We start from the raw sequence: 11,617 nt of genomic DNA, 5'->3' as shown, positions 1-11,617 counted from the left end.
CTCTGACCCCCTCCGCCCGCTACGCGGGCACCTCCCCCGCAGACGGGGGAGGAGTTAAATCGACCTCTTCCTCCTCCCCCGTCTGCGGGGGAGGTGCCCCGTCTTTCGGGGCGGAGGGGGTCGGACTCCGGGCCCACATTCTGGCCCAACACTCCCACGTTTCAGGTGGGCCCGTTGAGCCGGGTAAAATCCCGGATTCGTTGGCTTTCCGGCGGCTTGGAGAGCCAATTTTTGACAGCCGAGTTGGGCCAACTTTGAAAAGTTGGGCCAACAGTTAGGGGTGTGGCCCCCAGGGCGCAGCGTGGAGCAGTTTCACTTCCTGCGTCATGACGAGTGGGCGGAACTTCGAGGCGAAGCCTTCGGTGAAGTCCTTGTTGGCGAACACGGCGGTCCAGTGGGCCCGCCGTGCAGCGTCGTCCTCGAACTTCCACAGGTGGACGATCTGGTTGATGGTGCCGGTGTCGCCCTGGAAGTAGCCCACGAGGTTCTTCGCGTGCCCGCCCTTGTCGAGGGCCGGGAAGCCCAGCTCCTGGTAGAGTTTCACCGCTTCGGCCATCTTGCCGACGTAGAGCGTGTAGGTCCTGAGTTCATAGAGTGCCATGCGTGTCCTCCCTGGTGTTTCTGGCCCCGTGGTCCCGGCCTTGTGTTCCGCCAGTCTATTCGACAGGCTTCCGATATGGATGTCGAACTGAACCGAGATGCGAAACAAATCGTCGGCGACTGGCTTCTGGACCTGAACGCCGCTCTGCAGGCCGGCGACTGGCACCGGCTGGCGGCGCTGTTTCGATCCGACTGCGACTGGCGCGATATCGTGGCGCTCACCTGGACCATCGAGACGGTGAGCGACCGCGAGCCCGTCGCGCGGCGCCTGATCGAGGCGGTGACGGCGCGCGGCGCGGGGAACTTCGCGGTCGATCCCGAACGTCATCCGCCGCGCGACGTCGAACGTGCCGGTGAGGACTGCGTCGAGGCGATCCTGAGCTTCGAAACTAGAGTCGGGTGGGGTGCCGGCATCGTGCGGCTGAAGCGCAGCGATTGCAGGGCCGGTGCGGCGATGGCCTGGACCCTTCTCACGACGCTGGACGAACTGAGAGGCTACGAGGAAGAGACGATCCTGGAGAATGCCGAGGAGCCGGCTTTCGAACGCGACTTTCACGGTCCCAACTGGCTCGACCGGCGCCGGCAGGCGGCGGCCTACGACGATCGCGAGCCCGACGTGCTGATCGTCGGTGGCGGTCATGCCGGCATCACGGCGGCGGCGCGGCTGAAGGGGCTCGGCATCGAGGCGCTGGTCGTCGACCGGATGGAGCGGATCGGCGACAACTGGCGCAAGCGCTATCACGGGCTGAAGCTGCACAACCAGAAGCACAGCAACCACTTCCCGTATCTGCCCTTCCCCAAGACCTGGCCGAAGTACATCGCCAAGGACAAGATCGCCAACTGGCTCGAATCCTACGTCGAGACACTCGAGATCGACTTCTGGACGCGCACGACCTTCAAGGGGGCCACCTGGGACGACAAGACGAAGCGATGGACGGCGAACCTTGCGCTCGACGTCGCCGACGGTGCCGGGCGCACTTTGCACCCGCGCCACATCATCATGGCGACCAGCGTCAGCGGCACGCCCAACATCCCCGAGATCCCGACGCTCGACCGCTTCAAGGGCCAGATCGTCCATTCCAGCCGGTTCGGCAACGGCGGCGACTGGAAAGGGCGCAACGTCTATGTCTTCGGCACGGGCACCAGCGCCCACGACATCGCCCAGGATCTGCACGGCAACGGCGCCCATACCACGATCGTGCAGCGTAGCCCGACGCTGATCGTCAACGTCGAGCCGAGCGCCCAACTCTACGATGGCATCTATTACGGCAAGGGGCCGACCTACGAGGATCGCGATCTCATCAATGTCTCGGTGCCGCTGCGCGTCATGAAGCAGGCGCACAGGCTTCTGACCGACAAGGCCCGCGAACTCGATGCGCCTCTGCTGCAGGCGCTGGAGAAGGTCGGCTTCAGGCTGGAGTTCGGCGAGAACGGCACCGGCTGGCCGCTGAAGTACCGTTCGCGCGGCGGCGGCTACTACTTCAACGTCGGTGCCTCGGACCTTATCGCCAAGCGGGAGATCGGCTTGATCCAGTATGCCGACATTGCCGAGTTCACCGAGACCGGCATGAAAATGAAGGACGGTAGCGAGCGGCCTGCCGACCTGATCGTGCTGGCCACCGGCTACAAGGGACAGGACCACCTGGTGGGCGAGCTGTTTGGCCCCGATGTCGCCCGCAAGGTCGGCGCGGTCTGGGGTTTCGACGCACGCACGCAGGAGCTCAACAACATGTGGGTGCCCACGGCCCAGCCCGGCCTCTGGTTCACCGGCGGCTCCTTCGCCCAGTGCCGGATGTATTCGAAGTACCTGGCTCTCCAGATCAAGGCGCAGGATCTGGGTCTCGCATGAAAAAGATCGTGCGAGCCTGGGCGGGGCGCATCGTTTCAGCCTGTGTGGTCGCCGCTTTCATTGGCGCTGGCGTATTTTGGTGGACCCGGCCGGCATCACGGCCGCCGACGGCCGCGGCACCGCCGCCGCCGGAAGTGGGCGTCGTCCAGCTCGCCGCCGCCGATGTTCCCCTGCCACTGCAATTCGCTGGCCGGGTCGCGGGGTTCCGCGTCGTCGAGATCCGCTCGCAGGTCAGCGGCATCCTGCTGAAGCGTGAGTTCAGCGAGGGCGCTGTCGTCAATGCCGGCAACGTGCTGTTCCGCATCGATCCGCGATCCTATGACGCGGCTCTCTCGCGTGCCGAGGCACAGGCCGCGCAGGCGAGGGCCACGCTCACGCAGACCGAAGAGAATTACAAACGCGTCGAGGGCCTGGTTGCCCAGAAGGTGTCGGCGCAGAAATCGCTCGAGGACGCCATCGCCGCCCGCGACCAGGCGCGCGCCGCGATCCAGTCGACCCAGGCCGATGTCCTGACCGCCAAGCTCAACCTCGAATACACGGTGATCAAGGCGCCGGTCACCGGCCCCGCCAGCATCGTCTCGCCGCCCGAGGGTACGCTCGTGCAGGCGCAGCAGACCCTGCTGACCACCATCACCCAGCTCGACCCGGCCTATGTGAACTTCACCTTCACCGACAGCGAGATGCGTGCGCTCGACGAACTCAGCAAATCGCGCGAGAAGCTGCTGGACTCCGATGACGTCAAGGTCGAGCTGCAGTTCGGCGACGGCGCCGTCTATCCCCAGCTCGGCACCGTCGACACGCGCTCGCGCACGATCGATCCCAGGACCGGCACCATCCTGGTTCGCGCTGTCTTCCCCAATCACGACGGCGCGTTGCTGCCGGGACAATTCGTCCGGGTGAACGTGACCGGCATCACCATGCCCGACGCCATCGTTGTGCCGAAGGCCGCGATCTCCCAGGGGCCGCTCGGCCCCTTCGTCTATCTCGTCGAAGCCGACAACGTCGCGCGCGCGCGGCCGGTCCGGCTGACGCGCGAGCTGAGCGATGGCTGGATCGTGCGCAAGGGGCTGAGCGCGGGCGACCGTATCGTGGTCGATGGCGTCATCCGCGTCAGGCCGGGAAACGTCGTTCGACCGGTTCCCATGGCGGCGCCCAAGACGGCGGTGCCCGCCGCTGTGACCAAGCCGTGATCTCTCCCTCATGATTTCCAGGTTCTTCATCGATCGGCCGGTTTTCGCATCGGTCCTGTCGATCGTGATCGTGCTGGCGGGGCTTGTCGCGATGCGGGTCCTGCCGATCTCGCAGTATCCGCAGATCGTGCCGCCCGAAGTCGTGATCTCGGCGACCTATCCGGGCGCCACCGCCGAGACCATTGCGGCCACCGTCGCCGCACCGCTGGAGCAGCAGATCAACGGCGTCGAGCGCATGATCTACATGCAGTCGACCTCGACCGGCTCGGGCACCATGAACCTCACGGTGACGTTCGAGATCGGCACCAATCCCGACCAGAACGCGATCAACGTCAACAACCGCGTGCAGCGCGCCCTGCCGTTGCTGCCGAGCGAGGTCAGCCGCCAGGGGCTGGTCGTGCAGAAGCGCTCGACCTCGATCCTTCAGGTCCTGACGATGTCGTCGCCGGAGGGTCGCTACGACACGATCTACATCAGCAACTACGCGCTCGTGAACGTGCTTGATGAAATCCGCCGCCTGCCGGGCGTGGGCGACGCGGCATTGTTCGGCGCCTCGGACTATTCGATGCGCATCTGGCTTCGGCCCGACAAGGTTGCGCAATACAATCTCACGCCTGCCGATATCGCTGCCGTGGTGCGCGAGCAGAACGCCCAGTTCGCCGCGGGGCGCTTCGGCGAGGAGCCGATGAACAAGCCGCAGGTCTTCACCTATTCGGTGACGACGCCGCCCCGACTGGTCGATCGCACCCAGTTCGAGGAAATCATCATCCGGTCCGAGGAGAACGGTGGCGCGCTCAGGCTGAAGGACGTGGCCCGTGTCGAGCTGGGCGCGCTGCTCTACGGCTTCTCCGGCACCTTCAACGGTTCGCCGGCCGTCCCCATAGCAGTCTACCTGCAACCCGGCGCCAATGCCCTACAGGTCGCGGCTTCCGTAAGGGAAACGATGGAGCGCATCTCCAAGCGCTTCCCCGTCGGACTGCGCTACGACATTCCCTTCGACACCACGCGCTTCGTCGAGGTCTCCATCCAGGAGGTCGCCATAACTTTCGTCGAGGCGATCGCGCTGGTCGTGCTGGTGGTCTTCCTGTTCCTGCAGAACGTCCGAGCGATGATTATTCCGGTCATCGCCATCCCGGTTTCGATCATCGGCACCTTCGCCGGTATGTACGTGCTGGGCTTCTCGATCAATCTGCTCACGCTCTTCGGCCTCGTTCTGGCGATCGGCATCGTCGTCGACGATGCCATCGTCGTGCTGGAGAATGTCGAGCGCATCATGTCGACGCAAGGCAAGTCGCCGCGCGAGGCGGCCTTGCAGGCGATGCAGGAGGTCACGGGGCCGGTCATCGCGATCGTCCTGGTCCTCTGCGCGGTATTCATCCCGGTGTCGTTCCTGGGTGGCCTGGCGGGCGAGCTCTACCGCCAGTTCGCCGTCACCATCGCGGTCTCGGTCGTGATCTCGGGCATCGTGGCGCTCACGCTCACGCCCGCGCTCGCCGCCCTGATCCTGAAGGAGAAGCACGGCGAGCCGTCGTGGCCCTTCGCCATGTTCAACCGCGGCTTCGGCTGGGTGACGGCGCGCTACATTGGCGGGGTGAGTTTCCTGCTCAGGCGCACCGTGGTGGGTGTCGCAGGCTTCGTCATCGTGCTGGGGCTGGTGTTTGCGTTGTTCCAGCGCATCCCCGGCAGCCTCGTGCCGGCCGAGGACCAGGGCTACGTCTTCGTGGTGACGATGCTGCCGCCAGCTGCTTCGATCGCGCGCACGCGCGACGTCACGGCCAAGGCCACGGAAGCGCTGCAGAAGAATCCGGCGGTGGCCAACGTCGTCACTTTCTCGGGCTTCGATCTCCTGTCGCGTGCGCTCAAGTCCAATTCCGGCATCTCCTTCGTCACGCTGAAGGACTGGTCGCAGCGCAAGGAGCCGAGCCAGGATGCGCGCAACGTGGCGCCGGCGATCGGCGCGATTAATGCCAACTTCCGCGACGGCATCGTGATCGGCTTCAATCCGCCGCCGATCCAGGGCATCAGCGTCACCGGCGGCTTCGAGCTCTTCCTGCAGGACAGGTCGGGCGGCCCGCTCAGTGGGTTGTCGGAAGCGGTGAACAAGGTGGTGCAGGCGGCCAATCAGCGGCCCGAACTGCGCGGCGTTTCCACGACCTTTACGACGGCGGTGCCGCAGTATCGCACCGATGTCGATCGCGAGAAGGCGCGGGCGCTCGGCATCCCGATCAACACCATCTTCGAGACGATGCAGAGTTCGTTCGGCAGCCTCTATGTCAACGATTTCTCGCTGTTCGGGCGGACCTATCGCGTCAGCCTGTCGTCCGAGGCGGAATTCCGCGAGAAGCCGGACGATCTGCGCCATGTTTTCGTGCGGGCGGAGGGTGGCGCCATGGTGCCGCTCAACGAGCTGGTGACGTTCACCCGCATCCTGGGGCCCGACACGGTCGATCGCTTCAATATCTTCCCGGCGGCCAAGGTCATCGGCAGCCCGGCGCCTGGCTACTCGTCGGGCCAAGCGATCGCCGCCGTGCGGCAGGTCGTGGCCACGACGCTCCCCAACGACTTCAGCATCGGCTGGACAGGTGCTGCCTACCAGGAGTTGGCGACGGCGGGCACCGGGTCGCTGGGGTTCGTCTTCGGCCTCGTCATGGTGTTCCTGATCCTGGCCGCGCAGTACGAGCGCTGGTCGCTGCCACTTGCCGTCCTCACCGCGGTGCCGTTTGCCGTGCTTGGTGCCCTAGTCGCCATCTGGCTGCGCGGCCTGGACAACGACGTCTATTTCCAGATCGGCCTGGTGACGCTGATCGGCCTTGCGGCCAAGAATGCCATTCTGATCGTCGAGTTCGCCTCGCAACGCCACCGGCAGGGGCTGTCGGCCTACGATGCCGCCATGGAAGCCGCCCGGCTGCGCTTTCGGCCGATCATAATGACCTCGCTTGCCTTCATCCTGGGCGTGATGCCGTTGGCCACCAGCACCGGCGCGGGTTCGGCCAGCCGACACTCGATCGGCACAGGCGTCATCGGCGGGATGATTGCGGCAACGGTCATTGCCATCCTGTTCGTGCCGCTGTTCTTCCGGCTGCTTACGAGAGGACACGCCGTAAAGCCCGATGGAGACGTCATCGGGAGGGGCGGCGGCAGCAGTTCTTGAGGATCGGTGCTAGGTCGCGCCGATGGCAGCCATCGCGGCCGCCGCGGCGCCAGTCAGATTTTCTCGATCACCGCGGCCTGGAACCGGCGCATTTCTGCGATCATGGCGGCGGCGTTCGGGCGGCCGAAATCGATGTCGATGGCGGTGATGCCCACGTCGCGCAAGGCGCGGAGATCTTCGATGATATCGGCCTCGCTGCCGGAGAACAGCCGGCGCTGGCCATCGGAGGCCACGGGCGGCACGACCGCGCCGTAGCGCTTCACGCGATATCCGACGCCGACCGACGCGGGATCGCGGCCGGCGTCGATTGTGGCCTGGCGCAGCCGGGCGATGCCGGCGCGCAGCCGCGGCAACGTGTCGAGCAGGTGCTTGTTGTTGCTGCCGATCGGATACCAGAGATCGCCGACACGGGCGGCACGGCGGACGGACGGCCCACTTTCGCCGCCGATCCAGATTGGCGGGTGTGGGCGTTGCACGGGCTTGGGCTCCAGGACGATGCCGTCGAAGTTCGTGTAGCGGCCGGCGAACCGGGGCGCGCGCTCGGTCCACAGCGCACGGAAGGCGTCGATATATTCGTCGGTCACCGGCCCACGTTCCGGAAAGGGCGTCGTGACGACGGCGTCGAACTCTGTTTTCAGCCAGCCGGCGCCCACGCCCACCACCAGCCGCCCGCCCGACAACACGTCCAGGGTGGCCAGCATCTTGGCAGCCAGCACGGCGGGGCGATGCGGCACCACCATCACGGCGGCGACCAGTCGGATGCGACTGGTCTTGGCGGCAATATAGGCCATGCCGAGCAACTGCTCGTGCCGTTCGGTCGGCGCGTCCTCGTAGAATTCGCCGCTCTCCGAATAGGGGTAGCCGGGGACCTTGGTGTCGGGCAGCACGACGTGATCGGTTACGGTGAGATAGTCGAAGCCCATCGCCTCGCCCTCGGTGGCGATCTCCGTCATGGTGGCGACAGCCGAAAGCGGGCCGGAGTTCGGCAGGTTGAAGCCGATCTGCATCAGCCTTGGCTCACCATCTTGCGCACAATGTGACTGCGGTTCGAGGTGAAGGGCCGCACCTCGCTGGCCCAGCGCCCCTTTTCCGCTGCCTCGTTCCATTCCTTGCTCACCAGAATGTCTGGACTGTCGATCTCGTAGATCGCCACGTAGCGCGCCGCGGTGCCGCCATCGAGCGGCTTGCGTTCGCCGGCGATCACGAAGGCGGCGGGCTCGGTCTTCCAGCGGGTGACGGCCCGGACGCCCGGCAACGCCAGCAGCAGGGGCACGTGCTCGGTGTCGTAGACTTCGTTGAACAGCGCCTCCTTCTCGGGCGTCACGTCCATGCTGACGATGAACAGGTATTTGGCGGCGATCGGCATGCTCTGCTCCCTCGATGTCAGTCGGCGGCGGCGGCGCGCGTCGTGCGGAAGGCCGGCATCACTTCCTTGGCGAAGCGGTCGAGCTGTTCCAGTGCCACGGCGAGCGGCGTGCCGAGCGCCATGCCGCAGCTGATACGGTCGAGGCCGGGATAACGCTTCTCCAACGCTTTGAGCTGCTCGATGATGTCGGCCGGCGTGCCGGCCAGGAACCCACCCGCCTTAACGGCGTCCTCGATCCTGGGCAGCTTGGTGCTGGCGGCGAGCCGGGGATCGCGCATCGCCGCGATCTGCTCGTCGGAGAGCGCCCGCACCAGCCGCAGCTCGCCGAACATCTTCATGTTCTCCTCGTAGTACTTGCCGGCGGCCCGCATCGCGGCCTCGCGGCTCTCGGCGATGAAGAACTGGAAGCCCAGCGACAGGCGCTCGCCGAGCGCAAGCTTGATGCCGCGGCGCGCATAGGCCGCCTGAAAGGCGGTCATGTGCTTGTCCACGGCACCGCCTTCGGCCGAGCCGCCGCCGATCACGCCGGAGATGCCGTGCTTGGCCATGAAGTCGAAGGCGCGGTCGGAACCGCTCTGGATGGGCTGCCAGCATTCCACCGGCCGGCGCAGCGGGCGCGGCACCAGGGTGATGTCTTTCAGCGTGTAGCCGCGATAGGGCACTGCCGGCGGGATCGTGTAGTAGGTGCCCTTGTGCGAGAATTTTTCTTCGTTGAACGCCTTGAAGATGACGTCGCAGCCTTCCTCGAACATCTCCCGGTTCGCCGCCTGGTCGGTGAGGGGGGCACCAAAGCTCTCGACTTCGCGCGTGTGATAGCCGCGTGCGACGCCGAAGATGATGCGGCCGCCGCTCAGCACGTCGGCCATCGCATAGTCCTCGGCCAGCCGCAGCGGATGCCACATCGGAACGACATTGAAGCCGCAGCCAATCCGGAGGTTTTTCGTCACGCCCGTGAGATGTAGCGCCATCATCAGGAGGTTCGGAATGCATTCCGTGCCTTCGGGCTGGAAATGATGCTCGGCCATCCAGAAGCTGTCGTAGCCCAGCCCATCCATCGTCTTGGCGTAGGCCACCGCCTTGTGCAGGACGCCGGCCAGCTCTTCATTGGGATAGTGGCGGTCGTTGATCGGTGTGCCGCCATAGCCGGGATTTTCCAGGTCGACCGAGCCGACGTAGGAGCTGTCGAATTTGGTGATCATGGCGCGTTCCCTCCGCGGCGCTGGTGGCCGATAGGGGCCAATTGAGCCCATCGATTGCCGGACTTGGCAATCGCCCGCGAGGCGGCGCGCGAATAAACTTGTTTCGCACCACGAGCGCGCTGCCGGCGGGGCAGAGCGGCGGGAGGCGCCGGTCGACAGGCCGTGCGATGCTGGAGTAGATCGATTGGAAGAGAGTCCCCATGCAGCAAGTCGCCACCGGCTACGGCCTGATCGAAGGCCCCGTCTGGGATCCGGCCCGCGGTCTCTATTTCAGCGATGTCCTCAATGGCGGCGTCCGACTGCTCGATCGCGCCGGCGCCGTCTCGCTGGTGGTTCCGAAGCGGCGGGGCATCGGCGGCATGGCGGCGCACGAGAACGGCGGCCTCATCGTGGGCGGCCGCGACATTGCCTGCGTGTCGCTCGCCAACGGCGCCACGCGGAGCTTGCTGGCGCTCGATGCCATCCCGGGAGCCACCGGGTTCAACGATCTCACCACCGACCGCGCCGGCCGCATCTATGTCGGCTCGCTCGCCTTCAAAGTGTTCGGCGGTGAGGCGCCCCGGCCCGGGCATCTGCATGTCATCGATCTGGATGGCGTCATGCGTACGCTCTCCGACGGTGTGTTGCTCACCAATGGCCTTGGCTTCTCGCCCGATGGCAAGCGCCTCTATCACAGCGACGCCCGCGCCGGCCTGGTTCGGGTCTACGATGTGAAGCCTGACGGCGGTGTTGGCCCGTGGCGTACCTTCGCAACGCTGGGCGACGGGCGGAGTGCTGTGCCCGATGGGCTGAAGGTGGCAGGTGACGGCTCGGTCTGGGTGGCCGATGCCCACGGCGGCCGCGTGGCCGTGTACAATGCCGACGGCACGCACCGGCAGGATGTGGTGGTGCCGCTGCCGATGGTGACCAGCGTGTGCTTCGGCGGTGACGACTTGCGCGATCTGTATGTCGTTACCGGCTCGCGGGGTGGCCCGCACGAAAACTGTGGCAGCATCTTCCGCACGCGCGTCGATGTTGCGGGCCTCGCGCTGGCGCTGGCTCGGGTCCCGGTTTAGGGGGAGGAGCGTCGTCATGGATACCCGCGTTCAGCAGGCGATCGCCAAAAGCGCTCCGGAACGGGCCCGCGCCTTGCAGCCATTACTGGATGAGCATGGCGCCGAGATGGATCGCCGGCGCGAGCTCACGCACGAGGTGGTGGAGGCTCTTGTCGGCCAGGACATGCTGCGCCTGCTCCTGCCGAGAAGTCTGGGCGGGCAGGAGATCCATCTGCTGGAATTCTGCAAGACCACCGAGGCGCTTGCCTGGGCGGATGCAAGCGTCGGCTGGTTCATCAACCAATCCAATGTCTCGTCGGCAACGTCCGCCGCCGCCATGCCGCACGAAGCCGCCGCGGCGGTGTTCGGTCACGCGCGCGAAGGCCTCGCCTGGGGCGCGAGGCACAACAAGAGCACGGCGCTGCGCATCGAGGGCGGCTATCGCCTCAGCGGCACCTGGAGCTTCGCCAGCGGCGGCCGCCATACCAGATGGCTCGGTGCCCACAGCGCGGTCCAGAACCCCGACGGCACGCCGCACCTGCGCTACGGCCGGCCGGACGACCGCAGCTTTGTGTTCCTGCGCAGCGACGCGAAGATCATCGACGACTGGCAAGTGCTTGGCCTCCGCGGCACCGGCAGCGATTCGTACACGGTCGAAAATCTCTTCGTGCCGGACGAGCGCGCGCCGGCACGTGACGCGCCGGAGGAGCGGCGAGAGGGCGGGCCGATCTACACCATCATGTCGACGCTGCTCTATGCCACCGGCTTCTGCGGTGTGACGCTCGGCATCGCCCGGCGGCTGCTCGAGTCCTATGTCGAGCTCGCCCGCGGCAAGCACTCCAGGTCATCGTCCAATGCCATGGCCGTCAACAACGCCGTGCAGCGCGAGATCGGCCAGCTTGAGGCGAGGCTTTCTGCCGCCCGTGCCTTCCTGCACGAGGCGGTGAGCCAAGCCTACGAGGCGGCTGCGGCGGGCAAGCTCGACGTCGACCTCAGGATGCGGCTCAGGCTCGCCACCACCCACGGCATGAACGAAGCGACCGACGTCGCGATCGCGTCGTATCGGGCTGCTGGGACCACGGCGATCCTGAATTCGATGCCCTTCGAGCGCCGCTTCCGGGACGCCATGAGCGCCAGCCAGCATCTGCAGGCCATGCTGCCGCACATCGAGATGGTCGGTCGCCACATCATCGGCACCGACAACGTGATCCAGCATATTTAAGCCAGC

General features: G+C 66.0%; 9 protein-coding genes. 5 read left to right on the top strand and 4 right to left on the bottom strand.

Features of this window, described 5'->3' with window-relative positions:
• Nucleotides 1-274: 274 nt before the first annotated feature.
• Nucleotides 275-601, bottom strand: a complete 327-nt coding sequence (locus EPO55_RS18640) for an NIPSNAP family protein (RefSeq protein ID WP_296338606.1) — start codon at nt 599-601, stop codon at nt 275-277.
• A 75-nt stretch (nt 602-676) separates the two neighbouring features.
• Here EPO55_RS18640 and EPO55_RS18635 point away from each other — a divergent pair, with 75 nt between their 5' ends.
• Genes EPO55_RS18635 through EPO55_RS18625 form a run of 3 tightly spaced genes read left to right on the top strand, consistent with a single transcriptional unit; the run spans nt 677 to nt 6,790 of the window.
• Nucleotides 677-2,449, top strand: coding sequence for an NAD(P)/FAD-dependent oxidoreductase (locus EPO55_RS18635; protein ID WP_296338605.1), 1,773 nt, complete (start codon nt 677-679; stop codon nt 2,447-2,449).
• Complete coding sequence (locus EPO55_RS18630; protein WP_296338604.1) at nt 2,446-3,639, top strand: efflux RND transporter periplasmic adaptor subunit; 1,194 nt, start codon at nt 2,446-2,448, stop codon at nt 3,637-3,639. Before EPO55_RS18635 ends, EPO55_RS18630 begins: the two co-directional genes overlap by 4 nt.
• 13 nt (nt 3,640-3,652) lie before the next feature.
• Complete coding sequence (locus tag EPO55_RS18625) at nt 3,653-6,790, top strand: multidrug efflux RND transporter permease subunit (RefSeq protein WP_296338609.1); 3,138 nt, start codon at nt 3,653-3,655, stop codon at nt 6,788-6,790.
• A 53-nt stretch (nt 6,791-6,843) separates the two neighbouring features.
• On the opposite strand, the gene EPO55_RS18620 is transcribed toward EPO55_RS18625, so the two are convergent.
• From EPO55_RS18620 to EPO55_RS18610, 3 genes are read right to left on the bottom strand one after another with little or no spacing between them, the layout of a single operon-like run.
• The gene (locus tag EPO55_RS18620; RefSeq protein WP_296338603.1) at nt 6,844-7,797 is read right to left on the bottom strand and encodes an LLM class F420-dependent oxidoreductase; all 954 of its coding nucleotides are present in this window, start codon (nt 7,795-7,797) and stop codon (nt 6,844-6,846) included.
• Nucleotides 7,797-8,156 (bottom strand): DUF4286 family protein, encoded by a 360-nt coding sequence (locus EPO55_RS18615; RefSeq protein ID WP_296338602.1) that lies wholly within the window; start codon nt 8,154-8,156, stop codon nt 7,797-7,799. Before EPO55_RS18615 ends, EPO55_RS18620 begins: the two co-directional genes overlap by 1 nt.
• Before the next feature lie 17 nt (nt 8,157-8,173).
• On the bottom strand, nt 8,174-9,355 hold the full coding sequence (locus EPO55_RS18610; protein ID WP_296338601.1) for an LLM class flavin-dependent oxidoreductase: 1,182 nt from the start codon (nt 9,353-9,355) through the stop codon (nt 8,174-8,176).
• 200 nt (nt 9,356-9,555) lie between these two features.
• Between EPO55_RS18610 and EPO55_RS18605 the strand changes: the two genes are divergently transcribed.
• Together EPO55_RS18605 and EPO55_RS18600 are read left to right on the top strand one after the other, a co-directional pair.
• Nucleotides 9,556-10,410 (top strand): SMP-30/gluconolactonase/LRE family protein, encoded by an 855-nt coding sequence (locus EPO55_RS18605; RefSeq protein ID WP_296338599.1) that lies wholly within the window; start codon nt 9,556-9,558, stop codon nt 10,408-10,410.
• Nucleotides 10,411-10,426: 16 nt separating this feature from the next.
• Nucleotides 10,427-11,611, top strand: a complete 1,185-nt coding sequence (locus tag EPO55_RS18600; RefSeq protein WP_296338598.1) for an acyl-CoA dehydrogenase family protein — start codon at nt 10,427-10,429, stop codon at nt 11,609-11,611.
• The last annotated feature ends 6 nt before the right edge of the window (nt 11,612-11,617 follow it).

This window comes from Reyranella sp. (assembly GCF_004296935.1).
Classification (GTDB): domain Bacteria; phylum Pseudomonadota; class Alphaproteobacteria; order Reyranellales; family Reyranellaceae; genus Reyranella.
The sequence above is the reverse complement of the archived record's forward strand: the minus strand, read 5'-3'. Positions and strand labels throughout refer to the sequence as shown.

Bases quoted from the DNA above. Each gene is read 5' to 3' on its own strand.
- EPO55_RS18605 (WP_296338599.1), top strand. From the start codon at position 9,556: ATGCAGCAAGTCGCCACCGGCTACGGCCTGATCGAAGGCCCCGTCTGG.
- EPO55_RS18640 (WP_296338606.1), bottom strand. From the start codon at position 601: ATGGCACTCTATGAACTCAGGACCTACACGCTCTACGTCGGCAAGATG.
- EPO55_RS18600 (WP_296338598.1), top strand. From the start codon at position 10,427: ATGGATACCCGCGTTCAGCAGGCGATCGCCAAAAGCGCTCCGGAACGG.
- EPO55_RS18615 (WP_296338602.1), bottom strand. From the start codon at position 8,156: ATGCCGATCGCCGCCAAATACCTGTTCATCGTCAGCATGGACGTGACG.
- EPO55_RS18630 (WP_296338604.1), top strand. From the start codon at position 2,446: ATGAAAAAGATCGTGCGAGCCTGGGCGGGGCGCATCGTTTCAGCCTGT.
- EPO55_RS18620 (WP_296338603.1), bottom strand. From the start codon at position 7,797: ATGCAGATCGGCTTCAACCTGCCGAACTCCGGCCCGCTTTCGGCTGTC.
- EPO55_RS18610 (WP_296338601.1), bottom strand. From the start codon at position 9,355: ATGATCACCAAATTCGACAGCTCCTACGTCGGCTCGGTCGACCTGGAA.
- EPO55_RS18635 (WP_296338605.1), top strand. From the start codon at position 677: ATGGATGTCGAACTGAACCGAGATGCGAAACAAATCGTCGGCGACTGG.